The organism is Streptomyces sp. P9-A4 (assembly GCF_036634195.1).
In the GTDB taxonomy this organism is placed as follows: Bacteria; Actinomycetota; Actinomycetes; order Streptomycetales; family Streptomycetaceae; genus Streptomyces.
In genome coordinates this window covers 3,052,417-3,077,471 of sequence record NZ_JAZIFY010000001.1, presented here as the reverse complement: position 1 = coordinate 3,077,471, position 25,055 = coordinate 3,052,417, and the positions used below count along the sequence as shown (strand labels likewise).

Here is a 25,055-nt window from a genome sequence, read left to right as displayed (position 1 = left end):
GTCGTCGCGGTCACGACGAGCTCAGGACCGCCGCGTACCGGTGGGGCGAGAAGGTGAGCGTCACCCGGTGTCCCGCCCCCTCCTCCGAGGCGCGGAACGTGGCCGACACCTCGGGATACCCCGGGGTCAGCCCCAGGCCGGCGAAGTACCGGTCGACGTCGAAGACGATCCGGTAGACCCCCCGGTGCCCGCCCGCGTGACCCCACTCGTCGATCCGGCCCTCCTCGTCCGTCCTGCGCTCGGCGAGCAGCACCCACTCGTTGTCGAGGAGCGATTCGAGGCGGGCGTTCAGCCCGACGGCGCTGCGTCCGTGGACGCTCTCCAGTGCTTCCGCGATGACGTTCAGCATGCTCAGCCCACCTGCTCGGTCACGTTCTCAGGGGTCGGGGACGGGGTGAGGAAGGTACGGAGCACCTTCGCGACCTTCTCGATGGCGGGCAGCTCCGTCATCATCGCCCCGTGGTCGCCGGGCGTCCGCTCCACCGCCGGGGCGGTGGTGTGGAGCGCCTGCCAGTGGCCGAGGTACTCGGCGAGGTCGCGCTCGTTCGCGACGGAACCCTCCTGGCTGAAGGCGACCTCGTCGCTCACGAAGAGCACGGCCGGGGCGGCCGACACCTCGGGCCGGTGCCCCAGCAGGGCGTCGAGGAGCAGACCGAGGGTCTCGTACGGCAGCCACTCGTCGAGCCCGACCGAGTCGGCCGGCACCTCCAAGGGGCCGGTGAGCGCTCGGAGTTCGGCCTCCAGGGCCGCTCTGGTCTCCGGATCGGCGTCCTGGCCGCGCGCCCACAGCTCCGCCGCCCGGCCGTACAGCTCGACGCCGGGCCGCAGCCGCTGCTCCAGGCGCGGGCCGTGGACGGGCGGTTCCACCAGGAAGACCGTGGCGGTCTCGGCCGCTCCCTGGCGGGCGATCTCATGGGCGACGACACCGCCGAGCGACCAGCCGAGGATGTAGTAGGGCCCTTCGGGCTGCACGGACTTGACGGCCTCCCAGTACCGCTCGGCGATGGCCCGGATGTCCCGCAGCGGCAGTTCGGAGCGGTCCATGCCGACGGCCTGGATGCCGTACGTGGTGCAGTCGGCGCGCAGCAGACGGGCGAGCTGCCCGTAGGCGTTCGGGGTGCCGCCGCTGGCGTGGACGCAGAACACGGTCGGGAGCGCGGGGTCGGCCGGGCCGGCCGACAGCTTGTAGACGAGGGGGTCGGAGCCGTCCTGCCTGGCGCTGTGGAGTCCGGTCAGGTCGGTCCCGGCCCCGAGGGCGGCGGCCAGTTCGGCGGCGGTCTGCCACTGCATGATCTGCCGCACCGTCACGTCCAGCCCGGCGTTCCGCAGGCGCTTCGCGGCCTTGGTGGCGAGGAGGGAGTGGCCGCCGAGGTCGAAGAAGTTGTCGTGGATGCCGAGGGGGGTGTTGAGGGTTTCGGCCCAGATGGTGGTGATGGTGGTCTCGGTGGGGGTGCGGGGCGGGGTGTGGCTGGTGGTGTCGCCGGTGGTGAGGGTGGGCGCGGGGAGGGCACGGCGGTCGACCTTGCCGTTGGGAGTGGTGGGGAGCTTGGCGAGGTGGACGAAGTGGTTGGGGACCATGTAGTCGGGGAGGTGGGTGCGGCAGTGGGCGCGGAGGTCGCTGGAGGTGTGGGGGGTGTTGGCGGGGGTCGTGTAGTAGGCGGTGAGTCGTTTGTCGCCGGGGGTGTCCTCTCGGACGATGACGGTGGTGAGGTTGATGTGGGGGTGGGTGGTGAGGGTGGCCTCGATCTCTCCGAGTTCGATGCGGAGGCCCCGGATCTTGACCTGGTTGTCGATCCGCCCGAGGTACTCGATGGTGCCGTCGGGGAGCCAGCGGACGAGGTCGCCGGTGCGGTAGGCACGGGTGGGCTCGGAAGTGTGGTGGGTGGTGGTGAAGCGGTCGGTGGTGAGTTCGGGGCGGTTGAGGTAGCCGCGGGCGAGGCCGGGGCCGGTGATCCACAGCTCGCCGGGGACGCCGATGGACGCCAGGCCGCCGTGCCGGTCCACGACCAGGTTGCCGGTGTTGGAGATCGGACGGCCGATCGGCATCGTCGTCATGTCCGGCCGGTTCTCGTCCACCACGAAGCAGGTCGCGAAGACGGTCGCCTCGGTGGGCCCGTATCCGTTGATCAGGGTGCCGGGGGCGTACGGCCCTGACATCAGGGCGTCGGCGACCGCGCGGTCCACGGCCTCACCGCCGTACATCACCGTCTTCATCCCGGCCACCAGGTCCGGCCGCTCGGACACATGCTGGTTGAACAGCGGGGCCGTCAGCCAGGCGACCGTCACCCGGTCCCGGCGGAACGCGGCGGCGAGCGCGTCGGAGTCGGACAGCTCCTCCTTGTCCACGACGGCGAGCGCCGCGCCCGTGATGAGGGCGCCCCAGCACTCGTACGTGAACACGTCGAAGCAGTAGTTGCACGTCTGCGAGACGACGTCCTCGGCGCCGATCGTGTTGAACCAGTTGTTGATCAGCAGCCGGCAGACGGAGCGGTGCTCGATCTGCACGCCCTTCGGGGTGCCCGTGGAGCCGGAGGTGTAGATGACGTACGCGAGGTCCCGGGGCCCGGTCGGGGTGACCGGGTCGTGCGCGGGGAACGCGTCGAAGTCGAACCGGTCGAGGGCGAGCAGCGGGGTGGGGGTGTGGTCGAGACGGCCGGTGAGCCCCGAGTGGGTGAGGACGAGCGGGGTCTCGCTCTCCTCCAGCATGAAGGCCAGCCGGGAGGCCGGGGTGTCGGGGTCCAGCGGGACGTACGCGCCGCCGGCCTTGAGCACCGCGAGCAGCGCGGTGATCATGTCGACCCCGCGGTCCAGGCAGAGCGCGACGAGGGTGTCGGTGGTGACGCCCCGGTCGATGAGGTGGTGGGCGAGCCGGTTGGCCCGCTCGTTGAGCTGCCGGTAGGTGAGGGTCGCGTCGTGGTGGACGACGGCGAGGGCGTCCGGGGTGAGCGCGGCCTGCTGCTCGAAGAGGCGGTGGACGGTGGTGTCGTCGAGGTAGTCGACGGTGGTGTCGTTGAACTCGTCGAGGATCTGGTGCTGTTCGGCCGGGGTGAGCAGCTGGACGTCACCGACGCGGCGCCCGGGGTCGCGGCAGACGTCGGCGAGGGCGGTGAGGAAGTGACCGGTCAGCCGCTCGACGGTGGCCGCGTCGAACAGTTCGGTGGCGAAGGTCGCCTCACCGGACAGGGTCCCGTCCGACTCCTCCGTCAGAAAGACGGAGACGTCGAACTTCGAGGTCCGCCCCGAGGTCTGGAGCAGTTCGACCGTCGTCCCCGGCAGGCTCCAGTCCTGCACCGGCAGGTTCTGCAGGGCGAACATCGACTGGATCAGCGGGTTGCGGCTGAGGTCGCGGTCGGGGGTGAGGTCTTCGACGAGGCGTTCGAAGGGGAGGTCCTGGTGGGCGTAGGCGTCGAGGGTGGTCCGGCGGACCTGGTCGAGGATGGTGGTGAAGGTGGCTTCGGCGGTGATGTCGGTGCGCATGACGAGGGTGTTGACGAAGAAGCCGACGAGGTCTTCGAGTTCGGTGCGGTTGCGGCCGGCGATGGGGACGCCGACGGTGATGTCGTTCTGTCCGCTCCAGCGGGCCAGGACGAGCTGGAAGACGGCGAGGCCGGTCATGAAGAGGGAGGCGTTGTTCCTGGCGGCGAGTTCGCGCAGGGCGGTGGTGGTGTCGGCGGGGACGGTGAAGGCGTGGGTGTCTCCGGCGCCGGAGCGGATACGGGGACGGGGGCGGTCCGTGGGGAGCTCCAGGGTCTCCAGGCCGGCCAGCTGCGTCCGCCAGTAGTCCAGGTGCCCGTCCAGCGCGTCACCGGTCAGCTGGTCCTGCTGCCAGAGCGCGAAGTCCGCGTACTGGAGCGGCAGTTCGGTCAGTGACGTACCGGCGTAGAGCCGTCGTAGTTCCTCCACCAGGACGCCCATCGACCAGCCGTCGACGACGATGTGATGCATGGCGAGGGCGAGGAGGTGGTCGTCCTCACCGAGGCGGACGGTCATCGCCCGCAGCAGACGGCCGGCGGAGAGGTCGAAGGGACGCTCGCCGAAGGACTCGACGGCGGCGCGACCGGCTTCGAGGGCCTCCGGAGCGACGCCTTCGGGAGTGCCGGTTTCCGGAGTGCCGGTGAGGTCGACGTGTTCGATCCCGACGTGCCAGGGCTCGTCGATCACCTGCACCGGGTCGCCGTCCGCGCCCGTCGTGAACCGGGTCCGCAGCACCTCGTGCCGTACGACCAGGGCATCGAGCGCCGAGTTCAGCGCCGCCGGGTCCAGCGGACCCCGCACCCGGAACGCCGTCGGCACCACGTACTCCGCGCTCCCCGGATCCAGCTCGTCCAGGAACCAGAGGCGCTGCTGCGCGAAGGACAGCGGGACCTCCCGTACCCCCTCCGCCCGGCGGGTGATCGGGGCGACGGTCAGCTCCTCGCACTCGGCGAGGCTCGCGGCCAGCTCGGCCACCGTCGGGTTGCTGAAGAGCCGGCGGACGGAGACCTCGACGCCGAGCGCCTGGCCGATCCGGTTGGCGGCCTTGGTGGCGAGGAGGGAGTGGCCGCCGAGGTCGAAGAAGTTGTCGTGGATGCCGAGGGGGGTGTTGAGGGTTTCGGCCCAGATGGTGGTGATGGTGGTCTCGGTGGGGGTGCGGGGCGGGGTGTGGCTGGTGGTGTCGGCGGTGACGGTCGGGGCGGGGAGAGCGCGGCGGTCGACCTTGCCGTTGGGAGTGGTGGGGAGCTTGGCGAGGTGGACGAAGTAGTTGGGGACCATGTAGTCGGGAAGGTGGGTGCGGCAGTGCGCACGGAGATCGCCCGAGCTGTGGGGGGTGTTCGTGGGGGTCGTGTAGTAGGCGGTGAGTCGTTTGTCGCCGGGGGTGTCCTCTCGGACGATGACGGTGGTGAGGTTGATGTGGGGGTGGGTGGTGAGGGTGGCCTCGATCTCTCCGAGTTCGATGCGGAGGCCCCGGATCTTGACCTGGTTGTCGATCCGCCCGAGGTACTCGATGGTGCCGTCGGGGAGCCGGCGGACGAGGTCGCCGGTGCGGTAGGCACGGGTGGGCTCGGCCGTGTGGTGAGTGGTGGTGAAGCGGTCGGCGGTGAGTTCGGGACGGTCGAGATAGCCGCGGGCGAGACCGGGACCCGTGATCCACAGCTCACCGGGGACGCCGACGGGAGCGAGACCACCGTGCCGGTCGATGACCAGGACCTGGGTGTTGGCCACCGGTGAGCCGATCGGCATGGAGGTGGTGCCCGGCCGGTTCTCGTCCACCACGAAACCGGTCGCGACGACGCCCGCCTCCGTCGGCCCGTAGAGGTGCGCGAGGCGCCCCGGGGCGTACGGACCCGACAGCAGCGCGTCCGCGATCGAACGGTCGCCGGCCTCACCCCCGTAGAAGACGGACTTCAGGTCCTTCAGCAGGTCCGGGCGCTCCACCAGGTACTGGTTGAACAGTGGTGTCGGGATGAGCGCGGTCGTGACGGAGTGGCGCACCAGCGCCTCCGCGAAGGGCTCGCTGCCCGCGAGGACCTTCGGGTCCAGGATCGCCATCGTGGCGCCGGAGGTGAGCACCGGCCAGCATTCGAGCGCGAAGGAGTCCCAGGCGAAGTTCAGGATCTGGGAGACGACGTCGTCGGCGGTGATCGTGTGGAACCAGTTGTTGGAGATCAGCCGGCACAGGGAGCGGTGCTCGATCTGCACGCCCTTCGGGGTGCCCGTGGAGCCGGACGTGTAGATCAGATAGGCGAGGTCCCGGGCGCCGGTGGGGGTGACGGGGTTGTCCGCGGGCCGGTCGTCGAGGGCGAGCCGGTCCAGGAGGACGAGGGGCGTCGGGGTGTGCTCCAGGCGCGGGGCGAGGTCCGAGTGGGTGAGGACGAGCGGCGCCCGGGTCTCCTCCAGCATGAAGGCGAGGCGGTTGGGCGGGTTGTCGGGGTCGAGGGGGACGTACGCGCCGCCGGCCTTGAGGACCGCGAGCAGCGCGGTGATCATGTCGATCCCGCGGCCGAGGGAGATTCCCACGAGGGTGTCGGTGGTGACGCCCCGGTCGATGAGGTGGTGGGCGAGCCGGTTGGCCCGCTCGTTGAGCTGCCGGTACGTGTACGAGCTGTCGCCGTGGACGACGGCGAGCGCCTCGGGGGCGAGCGCGGCCTGCTGCTCGAAGAGGCGGTGGACGGTGGTGTCGTCGGCGTAGTCGACGGTGGTGTCGTTGAAGTCCCTCAGGATCTGGTGCTGTTCGGCCGGGGTGAGCAGCTGGATGTCACCGACGCGGCGCTCGGGGTCGTGGCAGACGTCGGCGAGGGCGGTGAGGAAGTGACCGGTCAGCCGCTCGATCGTCTCCGTGTCGAAGAGCTCCGTCGCGAAGGTCGCCTCGCCCGAGAGGGTGCCGTCCGCCTCCTCCGTCAGGAACACCGACACGTCGACCTTCGACACCTTCGAGCTCACCGCGACCGGCCGCATGGTCAGACCGGGGATCTCCCACGGGTCCGAGGACGCGCCCTCCACGCTGAAGCCCACCTGCACCAGCGGGTTGCGGCTGAGGTCGCGGTCGGGGGTGAGGTCTTCGACGAGGCGTTCGAAGGGGAGGTCCTGGTGGGCGTAGGCGTCGAGGGTGGTTCGGCGGACCTGGTCGAGGATGGTGGTGAAGGTGGCTTCGGCGGTGATGTCGGTGCGCATGACGAGGGTGTTGACGAAGAAGCCGACGAGGTCTTCGAGTTCGGTGCGGTTGCGGCCGGCGATGGGGACGCCGACGGTGATGTCGTTCTGTCCGCTCCAGCGGGCCAGGACGAGCTGGAAGACGGCGAGGCCGGTCATGAAGAGGGAGGCGTTGTTCCTGGCGGCGAGTTCGCGCAGGGCGGTGGTGGTGTCGGCGGGGACGGTGAAGGCGTGGGTGTCTCCGGCGCCGGAGCGGATACGGGGACGGGGGCGGTCCGTGGGGAGTTCCAGGGTCTCCAGGCCGGCCAGCTGCGTCCGCCAGTAGTCCAGGTGCTTGCCGAGGGCGTCGCCCGACAGCTGCTTCTGCTGCCAGAGCGCGAAGTCCGCGTACTGAATGGGGAGTTCTTCGAGGGATGAGTCCCCGGTGTAGAGGCGTCGTAGTTCCTCCACCAGGACGCCCATCGACCAGCCGTCGACGACGATGTGGTGCATGGCGAGGGCGAGGAGGTGGTCGTCCTCGCCGAGGCGGACGGTCATCGCCCGCAGCAGCCGCCCGTCGGCCAGGTCGAACGGACGGTGCCCGAAGGACTCGACGATCGCCCGGCCGGCCTCCTCCGGATCCGGGGCCCCGCCCAGGTCCAGCTGCTCGACGGCCACATGCCAGGGCTCCTCCACGATCTGCACCGGGTCGCCCTCGGGGCCGGTCGCGAACCGGGTCCGCAGCACCTCATGGCGTACGACCAGGGCATCGAGCGCCGTGCTCAGCGCCGCCGGGTCCAGCGGACCCCGCACCCGGAACGCCGTCGGCACCACGTACTCCGCGCTCCCCGGATCCAGCTGGTCGAGGAACCACAGGCGCTGCTGCGCGAAGGACAGCGGAACCTCCCGCACCCCCTCCGCGCGGCGGCCGATCCGAACCGCAGCACCCGCACGCCGCATTCGAGAAAGAAGGCGTGCCTCGGAAGAGAATTCGCCCATTAAAATCACTCCTTGATTCGCCACTCGATGCATAGGGAAATGCGCGCTTGTAGCTCATTCTCCCGGGTCCCTCCATCGGATCGCTATCGGTGCTCTATTTTGCGGAAAAGGCTTGACGGGCTGCGTTCCCGGCCGCGTAAAGTCACCGCCGTCGGCCACAAGCCCCCGCTACCACACAGTGAGATCTCCGGATCCTGTGTCTCATGGCGGCGTTCCCGAAAGAGGCAGAATCATGACTTCGAGCCCCAACTCCCCGGCACGTCGGCTTCGCGTATTCGACTCGACTCTCCGCGACGGAGAGCAGGCCCCCGGCAACGCGATGAACGCGGAGCAGAAGCTGGAACTGGCCCTCGCCATCGAGGCCACCGGCGTCGACACCATCGAGGCCGGCTTCCCCAGCTCCTCCCCGAGCGACTTCCTGGCCACCAAGCTGATCGCCGAGGCGCTCACCACCGCCAAGGTCGCCACCCTCAACCGTGCGGTCCGCGAGGACATCGAGCTGGCGGCCGAGGCCGGCGGCATCGACCACCAGGTCCAGATCATGGCCACCGGCAGCGATGTCCACCTGGAGCACAAGCGCGGTCTGACCAGGGCCGAAGGCCTGCAAGAGATCATCGACAGCATCCGCTTCGCCCGTGAGCTCGGCTTCACCGACATCACGCTCGGCATCGAGGACTCCAGCCGCGGCACCGACGACCTGCTCCGCCCGCTGATCGAGGCGGGCGTCGCGGAGGGCGCGAAGACCGTCGCGCTCGCCGACACCACCGGCTGCATGCTCCCGTCGGAATACGGCGCCCAGGTGGCCCGGGTCCGCTCCTGGATCCCCGACGACGTCATCCTTTCCACGCACTGCCACCAGGACCTCGGACTTTCCCTCGCCAATGCCCTCGCCGGTATCGAGGCGGGCGCGGACGAGGTGCAGTCGACGCTCGCCGGAATCGGTGAGCGTGCCGGAAACACCCCCCTCGAAGAACTGGCCGCCGTCCTTCTCTACAAGGGCGAGCTGCTGGGTGTGACCAGCCGTCTCCAGACCGAGAAGCTGTACGACGCCTATCTGATCCTCAGCCGGATCATCGGAATGTCGACGCCGCGCAACAAGGCCGTATTCGGTGACAACGCATTCGCCACGCAGGCCGGAATCCACCAGGCGGGAATGCTGCGCAACCCGGTGACGTACGAATACGTCGAGCCGCACCTCTTCGGCCGCGACCGCGGAATTCTCATCGGCCGGCACTCCGGACGCAACGTCATCCGCAACCTCTTCGACCAGATGGGTCTGGGCGTCGAGCGCGACCTGCTCGACGAGATCTACGACACCTACATCGCCAACCGCGCGGACGGCACCTGCATCGAGCTGGGCGACCTGCGCGAGATCATCACCGGCCGGCTGCTGCGCGCCTCGGCGACCGCCGCTGCCGCCGCCACGACCACCGAGATGGCGGTGGCCGGCCGATGAGCACCATCACGCAGCCGGAACGCGCCGAGCGCAACCTGATCGAGAAGGTGTGGGAGAACCACGTCGTCGACCGGGCGCCGGGCGAACCCGACCTCCTCTACATCGACCTGCACCTGCTCCACGAGGCCAGCTCGCCGCAGGCCTTCGACGGCCTCCAGCTCACCGGACGCCGGGTCCGCAGACCCGACCTGGCGCTCGCCCTGGAAGACCACAACGTGCCCACCAACACGCTGTTCGTGAAGGACGCGATGGGCAGCGCACAGCTGGAGCGGCTCCGCGAGAACTGCGAGAACCAGGGCATCGAGCTGTTCTCGCTGGGCGACGACCGGCAGGGCATCGTGCACGTCGTGGCACCGGAGCTGGGCTTCGTCCGCCCCGGCATGACCGTGGTGTGCGGCGACAGCCACACCTCCACGCACGGCGCCTTCGGCGCCCTCGCCTTCGGCGTCGGCACCAGCGACGTCGAGCACGTCCTCGCCACCCAGACGCTGGCCCTCCAGCGGCCCAGGACCATGTCGGTCGAGTTCGTCGGCGAGCCGCCGGCGGACGTGACGCCCAAGGACCTGATCCTCGCGCTGATCGCCCACATCGGGGCCAACGGGGCCAACGGCTACGCCATCGAGTACCGCGGCAAGGCCGTCGAGAACCTCTCCATGGAGGGGCGGATGACGGTCTGCAACATGAGCATCGAGGCCGGTGCCCGCGCCGGTCTCATCGCCCCGGACCACAAGACGGTCGACTACCTGCGCGAGCGCTGGGACCCGGCCGCGGACGCCGAGTGGGAGGAGGCCTGCGCCTACTGGGATTCGCTGCGGACCGACGAGGGCGCCGCCTTCGACCGGGTCGTGGAGCTCGACGTCACCGGGCTGAAGCCCTTCGTCACCTGGGGCACCAACCCCGGCCAGGCCGTACCGCTGGACGCCGAGGTCCCCGCCCCCGAGTCCTTCGGCAGCGACGCCGAGCGGGCGGCGGCGCGCCGCGCCCTGGAGTACATGGGCCTCGAAGCGCACGTGCCGATGCGGGACATCGACATCAACACGGTCTTCCTCGGCTCCTGCACCAACGGCCGCATCGAGGACCTGCGGGCCGCGGCCGACGTGCTGCGCGGCCGCAAGGTCGCCCCGTCGATCACGATGCTCGTCGTCCCCGGCTCGATGGCCGTCCGCGCCCAGGCCGAGGAGGAGGGCCTGCACCAGGTCTTCCTGGACGCGGGTGCGCAGTGGCGGCTCTCCGGCTGCTCGATGTGCATGGGCATCAACGCCGACCGCCTCCAGGGCATCCAGCGCGTCGCCTCCACCTCGAACCGCAACTACGAGGGCCGGCAGGGCACCCACGCCCGCACCCACCTGGTCTCGCCCGTGGTGGCCGCCGCCACCGCCGTCGTCGGGCGACTGGCCACCCCGAGCGAGCTGACCGACCCGAAGAACGAGCAGGAGGACCAGGCATGAGAGAGCCGATGAAGGCGCACACCGGCCAGGCCGTGGCGCTGAGCAGGGACGACGTCGACACCGACCAGATCATCCCCGCCGAGTTCTGCAAGCGGCTCACCAAGTCCGGTTACGCCGACACCCTGTTCGGCCACTGGCGCAAGGAGCCCGACTTCGTCCTGAACCGGCCGGAGCACCAGGGCGCCAGCGTCCTGGTCGCGGGACACAACTTCGGTACGGGCAGCTCGCGCGAGCACGCCGTGTGGGCGCTGCGCGACTGGGGCTTCCGTGCGGTCATCGCCACCAGCTTCGGCGACATCTTCCTGCGCAACGCCCTGAAGAACGGCCTCCTCGCGGTGGCCCTGCCGGTGGACGTCGTCGCCGAGCTGGCCGAACTGTCCCTCGCCGACCCGGAGTTCCGGATCTCCGTCGACCTCCAGGAGCTGACCGTCACCGCCGACGGCCGGAGCTGGGAGTTCGAGGCGGACCACCGTGCGCGCTGGCTCCTCCTCAACGGCCTCGACGACATCGACGTGACCCTCCGCAAGGCCGACGTGATCGCCGCCTTCGAGGAGCGCCGGCCGGCCTGGATGACCAGCATCACCCGCGGCACCTTCTCCTCCCCGGACGCGGCGAAGCTCCGGCGGGCCTCGTGACGGCGGAGACCGCCACGGCGGAGACCGCCACGGCGGTGTCCGCGACCGCGACGGGCGGCCGGGCGGCCGTCTCCGAGCGGGCCGGGCGCATCCCCAAGGGCAACCTCGCGGAGCTGTTCCTGCTGGCCCGCGAGCGCGGCGCCATCGACCTGGCCGTGGGCACGCCCGGCGCGCCGGAGACCCCGAAGCCCCTCGTCGAGGAGGCCGTACGGGCCCTGCGCGGCGGCGTCAACCAGTACGAACTGCCCCACGGCGGCGCGGACATCCGCCGCCGGATCGCGGAGTCCTTCACGACCCCCGCCGACCCGGACACCGAGCTGACCGTCACGGTCGGCGGCACCGAGGCGCTGTGCGTGGCGCTGTTCTCGCTGGTCGACCCGGGCGACGAGGTCGTCCTCCTGGACCCGTACTACGAGAACTTCCTCGGCGCCGTCGAACTGGCGGGCGCCCGGCCGAAGTTCGTCCGCCTCCACGAGCCGGAGGGGCCGGTGAGCCCCGACTGGCGGCTCGACCCGGACGAGCTGGCCGCGGCCTTCGGTCCCGCCACCCGGGCGATCATCCTGAACACCCCGGCCAACCCGACGGGCCAGACCCTGTCGGCGGAGGACCTGGAGCGGATCGCCGCACTGTGCGAGCGGTGGGACGTGACGGTCATCTCCGACGAGGTGTACGCCAACCTCGTCTTCGACGACCGCCCGCACCTCTCGGTCGCCGACGTCCCCTCCCTGCGGGACCGCAGCGTGGTCGTCGGCTCGCTCTCCAAGAGCCACGCCATCAGCGGCTGGCGGCTCGGGTTCCTGCGGGCCCGGCCGGAACTCACCCGGGTCTTCCGGCGGGTCCACGAGATCACCACCAACGGCGCCGGCGCCCCGCTCCAGCTGGCCGCGGGCCTCACCGACCTCTTCGACGCGGCCTCCCTCACGGCCGCGAAGGAGCTGTCCCAGGCCCGCGACGAGACGGCGGACATCCTCGCCCGGATGGGGCTCACCTTCCGGCTGCCGGAGGGAGGCTGCTTCGTCCTCGCCGACATCCGCGGAGCCACGGACGAGGACTGCCGGACCTTCGTCCGCCGCGTCCTGGAGGAGTCCTCCGTCCTCCTCGCCCCCGGCACGCCGTTCTTCGCCGACGAGGAGCGCGGCCGGAACTACGTCCGCGTGGCCTTCAACCGCTCCCCGCAGATCCTCGCGGCGGCCCGCGCCCGCCTCCTCCCCTGAACGACCACCCGCCATCAGCCAAGAAACGGTGAGACCCCTCATGACCAGGACAGTGACCGTCATACCCGGCGACGGCATCGGCCCCGAGGTGACCAGGGAGGCCCTGGAGACCATCGACGCCCTCGGCCTCGACCTGCGCTTCGACGTCCTCGACCACGTCAACGCCGACACCTACCTCCGTACCGGCGTCTCCCTCTCCGACGAGGACTTCGAGCGCGTCAAGGCCAGCGACGCCGTGCTCTTCGGCGCCATCGGCGACCCCCGCGTCAAGACCTCCGACTACGGCCGCGGCGTCCTCCTGCGCCTCCGCTTCGACCTCGACCTCTTCGTCAACCACCGCCCGGCCGCCCTGCTCGACGAGCGCCTCAGCCCGCTGCGCGACGAGCGGACCCGCAAGCTCGACTGCGTCATCGTCCGCGAGAACACCGAGGGCCTCTACACCGACATCGGCGGCGTCCTGCGGGCCGGCACCGAGCACGAGATGGCCGTCGACGCCGACGTCAGCACCCACATGGGCGTCTCGCGGATCATGGAGTACGCGTACTCCATCGCCAAGCGCGGGGTCTGCATGGTCGACAAGTCGAACGCCGTCCGGCACGGCGGGCAGGTCTGGCAGCGGGCCTTCCAGGAGGCCGCAGCCAAGCGCCCCGACATCAAGTCCACCCACCTGTACGTCGACGCGGCGGCGATGAAGTTCATCTCCGACCCCTCCCAGTTCGACGTCATCGTCACCAACAACTCGTACGGCGACATCCTCAGCGACCTCGCGGCGATGCTCGCCGGCGGCCTCGGCAACGCGGCCTCCGCCAACATCAACCCGGTCACCGGCTTCGGCCTCTACGAGCCCGTGCACGGCAGCGCCCCCGACATCGCGGGCCAGGGCATCGGCAACCCCTTCGGCGCCATCCTCAGCTCCGCCCTGATGCTCGAACACCTCGGCTGGGCCACCGAGGCCGACGCCCTGCGCCGGGCCGTCGGCGTGGCGATCAGCGAGGGGCAGTGCACCCCCGACCTGGGCGGAGTCCTCGGCACCAAGGAGGCCGGCGAGGCCGTCAGGAACGCCCTCGCCGCCGCGTGACGGCGCCTCCCCGGCCCACCGCGCGTCCCTGCCCCTGCCCCCGCCCCCGTCATCCGCTCATCCACTCATCCACGAAAGGAAGCCCCGGTGACCACCACGACCGTGCGAACCGCCGTACGCGCCAACGCCGTTCGCGCCGCCGCCCCGACCGTCCCGGCGCCCGCGCCCACCGCCGTCCTCGACTGGCGGACCACCCCCGGCAAGCCCGCCACCGCCGAGGCCCCCGCCTTCGCCGGCATCGACGAGGCCTGCGCCTGGCTCCAGGAGCGGCTGCCCGAGCTGACCGGGGCCCTCCATGTGCACGGCGCCCTGTACCTGCGCGGCCTGCCGGTGCGTACGGTCGAGGACTTCGCCCGCGTCCGTGACGTGCTCGTCCCCGAGCGCACCCCGTACCGCGAGAAGGCCACCCCGCGCAGCAGCTTCGGCGACGACGTCTTCTCCTCCACGGACCTGCCGCCGTCGCAGTCCATCCGCATGCACAACGAGAACAGCTACACGCTGACCTTCCCCCGTGCCCTCCTCTTCGGCTGCCTGACCGCCCCCGCCGAGCAGGGCGCGACCCCGGTCGCCGACGTCCGCAAGGTGCTCGCGAACGTCCCGCCGGCGCTCGCCGAGAAGATGCGCGAGCACGGCTGGCTGCTCCAGCGCAGCTACTCGGAATACATCTCCACCGACTGGAAGACCGCCTTCGCCACCGAGGACCCGGCGGACGTCGAGCGCTACTGCGCCGAGAACCGCATCGCCCTCGACTGGCAGGAGGACGGCAACCTGCGCACCAGCCAGGTCCGCCCCGGCACCATCCGCCACCCGGACACGGGCGAGGAGGTCTGGTTCAACCACCTGGTCTTCTGGAACGAATGGGCGCTCGACGAGGAGCTGCGCGAGACCCTGGTCGACGAGTTCGGCCGCGAGGGCCTGCCGTTCAACACCGCCTTCGGCGACGGCACCCCGCTCAGCCGCGAGGACCTGGACGCGCTCCAGGAGGCGTACGACAAGGCGACCGTCCGCGAGCGGTGGCAGGTCGGCGACGTGATGCTCGTCGACAACATCCTCACCTCCCACGGCCGCGACCCCTTCCGCGGCGACCGGAAGATCGTCGTCGCCATGGGCAACCCGGCCGACGTCGAGGACTGCCACCCGTCGGTACGCCCGGCGGCACGCTTCGCCTGAGCCGCGCCACCACACCATCCCCGCCCCACCCGACCCTCCCGTACCAAGGAGCGTGTTCCATGGCCGTCCTCCACGAGGAGCCCATCGACGCGCCGGCCCGTTTCCTGCGGGTCGCGCGCAGCCACCCCGACCGTCTCGCCGTCCACGGCTCCGACGCCACCCTGACCTTCGCCGCGCTGGAGGAGCGCACCCGCCTCCTCGCCGGTGAGCTGATCGCCCGCGGTGTCGCCCCGGGCGACCGCGTCGGCATCCACCTGCGGCGCGGCGCCGGACTCGTCGTCGCCCTGCTCGCCACCTGGCGCGCCGGAGCCGCGTACGTCCCGCTCGACCAGGCCTATCCGCACGACCGCCTCACCTTCATGGCCGAGGAGTCCGGCATCCGGGTCCTCGTCGCCGACGCGGGTGCCGACACCGGGTTCGCCCCGGCGGGCGTCGAGCTGGTCGACCCGGCGGCGCTGCCCGAGCGCTCGCCCGCCCCCGTACCGTTCGACGACCTGCCGGCCGCCGACGCTCCGGCGTACGTCATCTTCACCTCCGGTTCCACCGGCCGCCCCAAGGGCGTGGAGGCCACCCGGGCCGGTGTGGCCTCGCTGGTCGCGGCGCTTGAGGAGTTCGGGGCGTACGCCCCCGAGCCGCGTACCGTCGCCTGGAACGCCGGCGTCTCCTTCGACGCCTCCGTCCAGCAGTGGGTCCGGGTCTGCCGGGGCGACAGCGTCGTCGTCCTGGACGACGAGGTGCGCAAGGACCCGGAGCGCCTGGAGGAGCTGTTCGACCGGCTCGCCGTGACCGACCTCGACCTCACGCCCTCGCACTGGGAGATGCTCCGCGCCACCCTGCTGCGGCCCCGCGCCGACGGCCGGGTCCCGCGCCTCTTCATGGGCGGCGAGCCGGTCCCCGAGCGGACCTGGCGCGAGCTGTCCGAGGCCACCGCGAACGGCGTCCTCGACGCGCTCAACCTGTACGGGCCGACCGAGTGCACCGTGGACGCGACCGCCGCCTGGATCACCGGCGAGGGCCCGCACATCGGCGACGCCCTGCCCGGCAACCGGCTCCACGTCCTGGACGCGACCGGACGCCAGGTCCCGGACGGCGAGCCCGGTGAACTCTGCATCGCGGGACCGCGACTGGCCCTCGGCTATGTGAACCAGCCGGAGCTGACCGCCGAGCGCTTCCCGGCCGACCCCTTCGGTACGCCCGGCAGCCGGATGTACCGGACCGGCGACGTGGTCCGGCGCACGGCGCACGGCCTGGAGTTCGTCGGCCGCGCCGACCGGCAGGTCAAGTTCCGGGGCTACCGCATGGAGCTGGGGGAGATCGAGCACGTCCTCGCCTCCCACCCGGAGGTCGCCACGGCCGTGGTCCAGATCCGCCCGGCGGCCGACGCCACGGACGGCGCCGAGGCCTCCGGCGACCGTCTCGTCGCCTACCTCGTCCCCGCCGCCGGTACGGAGACCGCCGCCGGTACGGAGACCGGCACCGGTACGGAGCCGGGCGCGGCGCTGCTGCGCAAGCACGCGGCGCAGGCGCTCCCGGAGTTCATGCTCCCCTCCGACTACGTGTTCCTCGACGCGCTGCCGCTGACCCCCAACGGCAAGCTCGACACCGCCGCCCTGCCCGCCCCCGAGGCGGCCGGCGGTCCGGCCCAGGCCGCGGGCGGCGCCCCGGCCACCGAGACCGAGCGGCTGATCGCGGGCGTCTGGTCCGAGGTCCTCGGCCGGGCCTCGATCGGTGTCGACGACGACTTCTTCGCCCTCGGCGGCCACTCCCTGATGGCGCTCCGCGTCGTCGGACGCCTGAAGAAGAGCCTCGGCCGGCCGGTCCCCGTCAAGGACGTCTACAAGCACCCCCGGCTGCGCGACCTCGCCGACCACGTCGACGCCCTGCGCGCCACGACCGCGGCCTGACACCCCCCCCACTTCGACGACGTAAGGACAGACCGTGCAGGACACCATTGTGGTCCGCCCCCGGCAGGACCCCGACGCGCGCCTGAGGCTCATCTGCCTGGGCTTCTGCGGCGGCGGCGCCGGCTCGTACATGCCCTGGGCGGACGTGCTGCCCGAGGGCGTCGAACTGGCCGCGATCTGCTACCCCGGCCGTGAGGGCCGGTTCGCCGAGGACTGCCCCGACAACTGGGACGAGCTGGCCGAGGACGCCGTGGCTGCCGTGCTCTCCGCCGCCGACCGGGACTACGTCCTCTTCGGCCACAGCATGGGCGGCTGGATGGCCTTCGACGTCGCCGCCCGCATCGAGGAGCGTGGCGGCCCGCTCCCCAAGGCTCTGGTCGTCTCCTCCGCGAACGCCCCGAGCCGGGGTCTCACCGTCCAGGACATGTTCCCCGCGCAGCGGGACACCGACGAGCAGATCATGCATTGGATGGAGACGTTCGGGCTGCTGCCGCAGCACGTCCTGGACGACCCGGACCTGCGCGAGATGGCGCTCGACCTGATGCGCGCGGACGTGCGCATCCGCGACACCTTCTACTACCGCGACGGCGCCCAGGTCTCCGTGCCGGTCCAGGTGATCAACGGGGATGCCGACGAGGTCATCGACCCGCGCGCCGCCGAGCAGTGGCGCGACCTCGCCGCCGGCGAGTACCGCCACGACGTGCTGCCGGGCGGCCACTTCTACACCCCCGAGACCTGGGGCTCGCTGCCCACCCGTATCCCCGCCCTGTACGAGACCGCCCCCGCGGCCACCGCCCCGGCGACGGCCGCCCCGGCCCTCGCGGCCTGACGGAAGAGAGAGCGAGCCATGACCCCCGAGATCGACGCGATCTTCCAGGACGTGAAGGACCGGCACGGAGCCGACTCGATCGTCCGTGTCGAGGACATGCTGTACCGCAAGCAGCAGGAGCGGCACCCGCTCCAGAAGAACGCCAAGTGGATCATGCCGGGGATCTCCCAGACCCCCTGGCACGACCCCTACGGGCACCCCGAGGTCGCCCCGGTCGTCCGCGCCTTCGAGGCCGGCCACGCCGCGATCAGACGGGAGCTGGACGAGGCCTGGGCCGAGCGGAAGAGCGCCTTCTCCGACTACGAGCACTACCTCACCCGGCAGGAGAACTGGCAGGCGCTCTACCTGTTCCGGGACGGCGCGCCGGTCGAGTCCTCGGCCCCGCTCGTGCCCACCGCGTACGACGTCCTGACCCGCGAGGTCCTGGAGCAGGGCAAGCTCTGCACCCTCCTGGAGAGCCACTTCTCCACCCTGCTGCCCGGCGCCTCGATCGCCCCGCACTGCGACCTCTGGAACTTCAGCATCAACCTGCACCTCGCGGTCGACATCCCGGAGGGGTGCGGGATCACCGTGGCCGGCGAGACCCGGCAGTGGAAGGAGGGCGAGTGCCTGCTCTTCGACTACTCCTTCGAGCACGAGGCGTGGAACGACGGCGTCCGGCCGCGCACCTGCCTCCTCGTGGACCTGTGGCACCCGGAGACGACCGTCCCGGAGCGTGAGGCCCTCGTCGGCCTCATCACCGAGATCCGCAAGCTCATGGCCTAGAGGGCCCAGGCGGCCCAGGGCTGCCCTTTCCTGCGGAGCAGTCCGGCAGTAATCCGCTTGTCCCCTACGGAATTTCTTTCGATCGACGACTGAGGAGTGAATGGTGAACGTGTCCGTGCAGGAAGAGATTCTGTGTGGGTTGTTCGGCGAGGTGCTGGGTGTGGAGCGGGTGGGGGTGGACGACAACTTCTTCGCCCTCGGCGGTCAGTCCCTCCTCGCGACGCGCCTGGTGAGCCGGGTGCGTGCGGTGCTCGGTCACGAGGTGGGGGTGCGCGATCTGTTCCGTGCCCCGTCGGTACGGGAGTTCGCTCGGCGGCTCGCGTCGGTGGCGGCGGGCGGCGAGCGTCCGGTGCTGGCTCCGGTGGAGCGGGCGGCGGAGGTCCCGGTGTCGTTCGCGCAGCGCCGGCTGTGGTTCCTGGGCGAGCTGGAGGGGCCGAGTTCGACGTACAACGTGCCGTGGCTGATCCGGCTCTCGGGCCGGGTGGACGTGGACGCGCTCGACGCGGCCGTGAACGACGTGGTCGGACGGCACGAGGCACTGCGGACGGTCTTCCCCTCGGTGGGCGGCGAGCCCCAGCAGTCGGTCCGGCCGGCCGGGGACGTGCGGGTGCCCGTGGAACGGGTGGACGTCACCGCCGAAGGTGTGGACGACGCGGTGGCCGCCGCGTCGGAGCGGGTGTTCGATCTGTCGTCCGAGATTCCGGTGCGCGCGTGGGTGTTCCGGATTTCGGAGGACGAGCACGTCCTGCTCCTGCTGCTGCACCACATCGCGAGCGACGGCTGGTCGGTCGGCCCGCTGGGCCGGGACCTGAGCGTGGCGTACGGGGCGCGGCTCGCCGGGTTCGCCCCCGCGTGGGAGCCGCTGCCGGTGCAGTACGCCGACTACGCGGTCTGGCAGCGGGGTCTGCTCGGTGACGCCCAGGACCCGGAGAGCCTGGAGGCGCGCCAGCTCTCGTACTGGCGCGGTCAGTTGAGCGAACTGCCCGAGGTTCTCGACCTTCCGTCGGACCGCACCCGCCCGCAGGTGGCCTCGTACCGGGGCGGCATCCACCGCTTCGGCGTCCCGGCCGCCCTGCACGGCCGGCTCTCCGAGCTGGCCAGGGACAACCAGTCGACCCTGTTCATGGTGATGCAGGCGGCGATGGCCGCCCTGCTGACCCGGCTGGGCGCGGGCACCGACATCCCGATCGGCGCGCCGCTGGCGGGCCGTACCGAGGACGGGCTCGACGACCTCGTCGGCTTCTTCGTGAACACCGTCGTGCTGCGCACGGACACCTCCGAGGACCCCTCGTTCCGTGAGCTGCTGGAGCGGGTCCGGTCCACCGACCTGGAGGCGTACGGCCACCAGGACATCCCCTTCGAGCGGCTGGTCGAGGAGCTGAACCCGACCCGCTCGACCGCCCACCACCCGCTCTTCCAGGTCATGCTGGCCTTCCAGCACAGCTACGAGGGCCGGATCGAGATCCCCGGCGCCGAGGTCACCTGGACGGACGTGCCCAGCGGCACCGCCAAGTTCGACCTCGCCGTCTCCGTGGCCGAGCGCCACACGGCGGACGGCGGCCCGGCGGGTCTGACCCTGGAGTGGAACTACGCGAAGGACCTGTTCGACGAGGAGACCGTCGCCGCGTTCGGCACCCGGCTGGTCCGACTCCTGGAAGCCGTCACCGCCGACCCCGACCGGCGCATCGGCACCCTGTCCGACGCGCCCGCCGTCACCGCCGCCGGCACCGGCACGACCGTGATCGACACCGCCGTGATCGAGGAGGCCCTGCGCACCCACGAGCAGGTCGCCTCCGCCGTCGCACTGGTCAGGAACGAGTCCGCGAGCGGTGAGCGGTCCGGGGGAGCGGCGGGGCGGATCGTCGCCCATGTCGTGCCCGCCGCCGGTGCCGCCTTCGACGAGACCGCCGTACGGGAGCACCTGGCGGCCGTCCTGCCCGCCGCCCTGATCCCCGGTGTCTTCGTCGTCCGCGACGGCGGCCCCGCCCCGGCCCCCGCGACGGCCGCTCCGGCCGCCGCCCCGGTCCGGGCCTCCCTGACCGCCCAGGAGGAGATCCTCTGCGGGATCTTCGGCGAGATCCTGAAGGTCGAGCGGGTCGAGCCCGACGACAACTTCTTCGCCCTCGGCGGCCACTCCCTCCTCGCGACGCGTCTGGTGAGCCGGGTGCGTGCGGTGCTCGGTTACGAGGTCGGGGTGCGGGACCTGTTCCGTGCCCCGTCGGTACGGGAGTTCGCTCGGCGCCTGGCCTCGTCGGCGGCGGGCGGTGAGCGTCCGGTGCTGGCTCCGGTGGAGCGGGCGGCGGAGGTCCCGGTGTCGTTCGCGCAGCGCCGGCTGTGGTTCCTGGGGCAGCTGGAGGGGCCGAGCTCCACATACAACGTGCCCTGGCTGATCCGGCTCGCCGGCCGCCTGGACGTGGACGCCCTCGGCGCGGCCGTGAACGACGTGGTCGGGCGGCACGAGGCGCTGCGGACGGTCTTCCCCTCGGTGGGCGGCGAGCCCCTCCAGTCGATCCGGCCGGCCGAAGAGGCCCTGGTCGCCCTGGAACGGGTCGACGTGGCGGCCGACGGCGTCGACGAGGCCGTCTCCGCCGCCTCGCGCACCCCCTTCGACCTGGCGGCCGAGATCCCCGTGCGCGCCTGGGTGTTCCGGGTGTCGGACGAGGAGCACTACCTGCTGCTGCTCCTGCACCACATCGCCAGCGACGGCTGGTCCGTCGGCCCGCTCGGCCGGGACCTGAGCACCGCCTACGGCGCGCGGCTCGCGGGCGGCGCGCCCGGCTGGCAGCCGCCGGCCGTGCAGTACGCCGACTACGCGGTCTGGCAGCGCGAGCTGCTCGGCGCCACCGACGACCCCGGGAGCCTGGACGCACGCCAGCTCGCCTACTGGCGCGGACAGCTGGCCGACCTCCCGCAGGAACTCGCGCTGCCCGTCGACCGCACCCGCCCGCAGGTGGCCTCGCCCCGGGGCGGCATCCACCGCTTCGGCGTCCCGGCCGTCCTGCACGGCCGGCTCTCCGAGCTGGCCAGGGACAACCAGTCCACCCTGTTCATGGTCGTGCAGGCCGCCGTCGCCGCCCTGCTGACCCGGCTGGGCGCGGGCACCGACATCCCGATCGGCGCGCCGCTGGCGGGCCGTACCGAGGACGGGCTCGACGACCTCGTCGGCTTCTTCGTGAACACCGTCGTGCTGCGCACGGACACCTCCGAAGACCCCACCTTCCGTGAACTGCTGGAGCGGGTCCGGTACACCGACCTGGAGGCGTACGGCCACCAGGACATCCCCTTCGAGCGGCTGGTCGAGGAGCTGAACCCGACCCGCTCGACCGCCCACCACCCGCTCTTCCAGGTCATGCTGGCCTTCCTCCAGGCGACCGACGGCGAGCAGCTGGCGATGCCGGGACTCTCGACGAGCTGGCACGACGTGGTCACCCACACCGCCAAGTTCGACCTCGACTTCGGCATGACCGAGCGGCACACCGCCGACCGGGAGCCGGCCGGCATCGACGCCCACATCGAGTACCTCTCCGACCTCTTCGACCACGACACGGTCGTCACGATCGGCGACCGGCTCGTCCGTCTCCTCGAAGCGGTCGCCGCCGACCCCGACCGCCGTATCGGCACCCTCGACGTCCTCGGCGACGAGGAGCGCGCGGCCCTGCTCCGCACCGGCGGCGACACCCGCGTCGACCACGCGGACGAGCGGCCCGTCCACCGGCTGTTCGCGGCCCGCGCCGCCGAGACCCCGGACGCCGTCGCCGTCGTCTGCGGGGACGTCCGGCTCACCTACCGGGAGCTCGACGTGCGCGCCGGGCAGGTCGCCCGCCATCTGATCGCACGGGGCGCGGGGCCCGAGGTCCCGGTCGCGATCTGCCTGGAGCGCGGGCCCGACATGATCGTGGCGATGCTCGGCATCCTCAAGGCGGGCGCGGGATACGTCCCGCTCGACCCGGCCAACCCCGTCCAGCGCCTGCAGTTCATGCTCGACGAGACCCGGACGCCGCTGGTCGTCACCCAGGAGTCCGTCGCGGGCCGGCTGCCGGTGGCGCCCGGCCGGCAGCTGCTCCTGATGGACCGCGACCGCCCGCTGCTCGACGCTCTCGACGGCACCGACCCGGCGGTCCCGGTCGATCCCTCCTCGCTGGCGTACGTCATCTACACCTCCGGCTCCACGGGCACCCCCAAGGGCGTCATGATCGAGCACCGCTCGATGAGCAACCGGCTCCAGGAGATGCGGCAGCGCTACGGGCTCGGGCCGGCCGACCGGACCCTTCAGTTCGCGTCGATCAGCTTCGACGCGGCGGCCGAGCAGATCTTCCCGACGCTGATGGCCGGCGGGCGGATCGTGCTCCGCGACGGCGAGACCTGGACGCCCGCGCAGAGCCTCCGGGTGATCCGCGAACAGGGCGTCACCGTCGCCGAGTTCACCCCGGCGATGTGGCAGCAGGTCGTGGCCCGCCTGGAGGCGGGCGACACCCACGGCGACTCCTTCCGGCTTCTCGTCCTCGGCGGCGAGGCGGTCCCGGTGAACCTGGTCGCGCAGTGGTTCCGCGCCACGACGGTGCCGATCTGTAACACGTACGGCCCCACGGAGACGACCATCTCCGCGACGGCGTACACGCTGACCGGCCCCGTCGACCGGGTGCCGATCGGCCGGCCCATCGGCAACACCGAGGCGTACGTGATGGACCCCGGCGGCGGCCTCGCCCCGGCCGGTGTCCCCGGCGAGCTGTGGATCGGCGGCGTCGGTGTCGCCCGCGGCTACTGGGAGCGGCCCGAGCTGACGGCGGGGGTCTTCGTCCCGCACCCCTTCTCGGCGGACCCGGAGGCCCGGCTCTACCGGACGGGCGACCTGGTGCGCTGGCTGCCCGACGGCAACCTGGAGTTCCTCGGCCGCATCGACCACCAGGTCAAGCTGCGCGGTCTGCGGATCGAGCTGGGCGAGATCGAGGCGGCGCTCGTCGCCCAGGAGGAGATCGCCTCGGCGGTCGTCCTGGTCCGCGAGGACGAGCCGGGCGACACCCGGCTGGTGGCCTACACCGTGCCCGCGCAGGGGCGGACCGTGGACGTGCCCGCCGTACGGCTGCGCTGCAAGGACGCCCTGCCGGAGTACATGATCCCGGGCGCGTTCGTGGTCATGGAGGCGCTGCCGCTCACCACCAGCGGGAAGATCGACCGGCAGGCGCTGCCCGCGCCGGCGGCCGAGCGCGAGCATCTGGCGAGCGACTACAGCGCGCCGCGCAACGAGATCGAGTCGGCGCTCGCCGAGGTCTGGAAGGACGTGCTCGGCGTCGACCACGTGGGCATCCACGACAGCTTCTTCGAGCTGGGCGGGCACTCGCTCCTGGCGACCCGGGTGGTCAACAAGGTCGATCTGCTCACCGGTCTGGAGATCTCCCTCAAGGAGTTCTTCGCGGCCCCGACGGTGGCCTCGCTGGCCGCCCGGCTGCTGGAACTGATCGCCCTGGAGGACGAGGAGGACGGGGCGGAAGGGGCGGCAGAGGTGGGTGAGGTGTTCGAGGACGCCGGGGTCGCGGGCTGAGACCCGGCCGGAGGCTCGTACGGCCGAACGGCCTTGGCCGTGCTCACCGGATGCCCCGGGATTCCGGGAGCGGTGAACACGGCCAGGGCCGATCGGACGGGCTGGGCGTCAGGCGCGGGAACGGGCGCTGGGAGAGCCGCCGGCGCGGACGGAGGGACAGGCACTGGGAGACGCGGCGGGTGCCGGGCCGGTTCAGCCCCACGGGTTGTGCGGGTCCGGGGTCTCGGTGACGACGACGCCGGGGGTGGGCTCGGCCTGCGGGGTGGTGACGTCCTCGGCGTAGGCGGTCGTCGTGACGGACGCGGCGGCGGCGACGAGAAGGGCGAGACCGGCGATGCGGAGCGCGATGTTCTTGATCATCTTCTACTGACTCCAAGTCCGTGAGTGCGGCCCGAGCGGCTGCTCCTTGAGGAATGACTGAAGCTTGGCAGCGGCGGCCATCGGGTCACTATCGATGGACTCCCGAGGCGGATAGACGGTCCATGGGACCGCCTCTGACCTGGTCTTTCGGTCCTATCGACAGCTATGGAAGAGCGCCGCGGGCGCTCGCTTTCCGTCCATTGAGGAGTTGAGGATCCCCATGAAACTCATGAACCCGCCCCTCGTCGGCCGCGCCGGTGCGCGGGAGGCGCAGGCGGTCGACTGCCACGTCTGGCTCTCCCGCGTACCCGAGAACCCGACACTCCGTTTCGAGCTGCTCGACGAGGCGGAACGGGCCCGCTGCTCGCGGTTCCTGAACGGGCGGGACCTCGCCCTGTTCGTCACCGGCCGGGCCCTCGCCAAGACGGCGGTGGGGCAGCTCGCCGGCGTCGCCCCGGAGGACGTGTTCCTGCGGGCCCTGTGCCCCGACTGCGGTGGCCCGCACGGCAAGCCGTGGGTCGAGGGGGAGGCGGCGGGCTGGGAACTGTCGCTGTCCCACTCGCGGGACATGGTGGCGGTCGCGGTGGCCCACGGGCACCCGGTGGGCGTGGACGTCGAGTACTTCGTACCGCCCGCGCTGCCGGGCGTCCCCGTCGAGTTCGAACTGGTGCTCACCCCCGCCGAGCGCGCGGTCGTCGACGCCCTGCCCGTGGAGCGGCGGGCCGCTGCCTGCCTGACGCTCTGGACACGGAAGGAGGCCGTCCTGAAGGCGACCGGCGAGGGCCTGAACACCTCGATGGAGTCGTTCACGGTGTCCCCGGCGTCCGCGCCGCCCGAACTCGTCGCCTGGCACGGCCCCGACGCCGCGGGCCGCGCCCGGATCGCCCTGGCGGACCTGCCCAGGATCGGCGACTGCCACGGCGCCCTCGCGGTGACCGGAGCGCGGTCCGTGGCGCTCGACGTCCACACGGACGCGGGGGCGTTGCTCGGGGGCGGCCCGGCCGGGGTTGACCTGGTCGGGGGGCGGGCATAGCGTCGCCGCGCGAGGT

At 71.7% G+C, this 25,055-nt stretch carries 13 protein-coding genes and 1 pseudogene; 11 read left to right on the top strand and 3 right to left on the bottom strand.

The features are described 5' to 3' along the window. Window positions 1–10 precede the first annotated feature (10 nt). Both V4Y03_RS13745 and V4Y03_RS13740 read right to left on the bottom strand, forming a co-directional pair. Window positions 11–349, bottom strand: a complete 339-nt coding sequence (locus tag V4Y03_RS13745) for a hydroxyisourate hydrolase (protein WP_332435108.1) — start codon at window positions 347–349, stop codon at window positions 11–13. 2 nt (window positions 350–351) lie between these two features. Beyond that, complete coding sequence (locus V4Y03_RS13740) at window positions 352–7,521, bottom strand: amino acid adenylation domain-containing protein (RefSeq protein WP_332435107.1); 7,170 nt, start codon at window positions 7,519–7,521, stop codon at window positions 352–354. A gap of 319 nt (window positions 7,522–7,840) precedes the next feature. Here V4Y03_RS13740 and V4Y03_RS13735 point away from each other — a divergent pair, with 319 nt between their 5' ends. The 10 genes and pseudogenes from V4Y03_RS13735 to V4Y03_RS13690 all read left to right on the top strand — a co-directional run. Then, window positions 7,841–9,064 (top strand): LeuA family protein, encoded by a 1,224-nt coding sequence (locus V4Y03_RS13735; protein WP_317873895.1) that lies wholly within the window; start codon window positions 7,841–7,843, stop codon window positions 9,062–9,064. Beyond that, window positions 9,061–10,512 carry a 3-isopropylmalate dehydratase large subunit gene (gene leuC / locus V4Y03_RS13730; RefSeq protein ID WP_332435106.1) on the top strand — a complete coding sequence of 484 codons (1,452 nt, stop codon included), beginning with the start codon at window positions 9,061–9,063 and terminating at the stop codon, window positions 10,510–10,512. The genes V4Y03_RS13735 and leuC overlap by 4 nt, the downstream gene beginning before the upstream one ends. Beyond that, window positions 10,509–11,147: a 3-isopropylmalate dehydratase small subunit gene (gene leuD, locus V4Y03_RS13725; protein WP_317873897.1), complete on the top strand. Its 639-nt coding sequence runs from the start codon at window positions 10,509–10,511 to the stop codon at window positions 11,145–11,147. The genes leuC and leuD overlap by 4 nt, the downstream gene beginning before the upstream one ends. Further along, a complete protein-coding gene (locus V4Y03_RS13720) occupies window positions 11,144–12,361 on the top strand; it encodes a pyridoxal phosphate-dependent aminotransferase (protein WP_332435105.1) in 1,218 nt (405 codons plus the stop codon). Before leuD ends, V4Y03_RS13720 begins: the two co-directional genes overlap by 4 nt. Window positions 12,362–12,401: 40 nt before the next feature. Beyond that, window positions 12,402–13,439 (top strand): isocitrate/isopropylmalate dehydrogenase family protein, encoded by a 1,038-nt coding sequence (locus tag V4Y03_RS13715; RefSeq protein WP_317873899.1) that lies wholly within the window; start codon window positions 12,402–12,404, stop codon window positions 13,437–13,439. Between the two features lie 87 nt (window positions 13,440–13,526). Then, window positions 13,527–14,609: a TauD/TfdA family dioxygenase gene (locus tag V4Y03_RS13710; RefSeq protein ID WP_332435104.1), complete on the top strand. Its 1,083-nt coding sequence runs from the start codon at window positions 13,527–13,529 to the stop codon at window positions 14,607–14,609. A 59-nt stretch (window positions 14,610–14,668) separates the two neighbouring features. Beyond that, entirely contained in the window at window positions 14,669–16,513 is a 1,845-nt protein-coding gene (locus V4Y03_RS13705) for a non-ribosomal peptide synthetase (protein WP_332435103.1), read from the top strand. Window positions 16,514–16,547: 34 nt separating this feature from the next. Next, the gene (locus V4Y03_RS13700; protein WP_317873902.1) at window positions 16,548–17,342 is read left to right on the top strand and encodes a thioesterase II family protein; all 795 of its coding nucleotides are present in this window, start codon (window positions 16,548–16,550) and stop codon (window positions 17,340–17,342) included. An 18-nt stretch (window positions 17,343–17,360) separates the two neighbouring features. Further along, on the top strand, window positions 17,361–18,107 hold the full coding sequence (locus tag V4Y03_RS13695; RefSeq protein WP_317873903.1) for an aspartyl/asparaginyl beta-hydroxylase domain-containing protein: 747 nt from the start codon (window positions 17,361–17,363) through the stop codon (window positions 18,105–18,107). Between the two features lie 115 nt (window positions 18,108–18,222). Beyond that, window positions 18,223–23,646, top strand: a pseudogene (locus V4Y03_RS13690) (amino acid adenylation domain-containing protein); the annotation flags it as partial. A 192-nt stretch (window positions 23,647–23,838) separates the two neighbouring features. Here V4Y03_RS13690 and V4Y03_RS13685 read toward each other — a convergent pair. Beyond that, window positions 23,839–24,006, bottom strand: coding sequence for a hypothetical protein (locus tag V4Y03_RS13685; RefSeq protein ID WP_317873905.1), 168 nt, complete (start codon window positions 24,004–24,006; stop codon window positions 23,839–23,841). 220 nt (window positions 24,007–24,226) lie between these two features. On the opposite strand from V4Y03_RS13685, the gene V4Y03_RS13680 reads away from it, so the two are divergent. Continuing rightward, the gene (locus V4Y03_RS13680) at window positions 24,227–25,039 is read left to right on the top strand and encodes a 4'-phosphopantetheinyl transferase family protein (protein WP_332435101.1); all 813 of its coding nucleotides are present in this window, start codon (window positions 24,227–24,229) and stop codon (window positions 25,037–25,039) included. Window positions 25,040–25,055 lie beyond the last annotated feature (16 nt).

Bases quoted from the DNA above. Each gene is read 5' to 3' on its own strand.
- V4Y03_RS13715 (WP_317873899.1), top strand. From the start codon at position 12,402: ATGACCAGGACAGTGACCGTCATACCCGGCGACGGCATCGGCCCCGAG.
- V4Y03_RS13680 (WP_332435101.1), top strand. From the start codon at position 24,227: ATGAAACTCATGAACCCGCCCCTCGTCGGCCGCGCCGGTGCGCGGGAG.
- V4Y03_RS13735 (WP_317873895.1), top strand. From the start codon at position 7,841: ATGACTTCGAGCCCCAACTCCCCGGCACGTCGGCTTCGCGTATTCGAC.
- V4Y03_RS13745 (WP_332435108.1), bottom strand. From the start codon at position 349: ATGCTGAACGTCATCGCGGAAGCACTGGAGAGCGTCCACGGACGCAGC.
- V4Y03_RS13705 (WP_332435103.1), top strand. From the start codon at position 14,669: ATGGCCGTCCTCCACGAGGAGCCCATCGACGCGCCGGCCCGTTTCCTG.
- leuD (WP_317873897.1), top strand. From the start codon at position 10,509: ATGAGAGAGCCGATGAAGGCGCACACCGGCCAGGCCGTGGCGCTGAGC.
- V4Y03_RS13695 (WP_317873903.1), top strand. From the start codon at position 17,361: ATGACCCCCGAGATCGACGCGATCTTCCAGGACGTGAAGGACCGGCAC.
- leuC (WP_332435106.1), top strand. From the start codon at position 9,061: ATGAGCACCATCACGCAGCCGGAACGCGCCGAGCGCAACCTGATCGAG.
- V4Y03_RS13685 (WP_317873905.1), bottom strand. From the start codon at position 24,006: ATGATCAAGAACATCGCGCTCCGCATCGCCGGTCTCGCCCTTCTCGTC.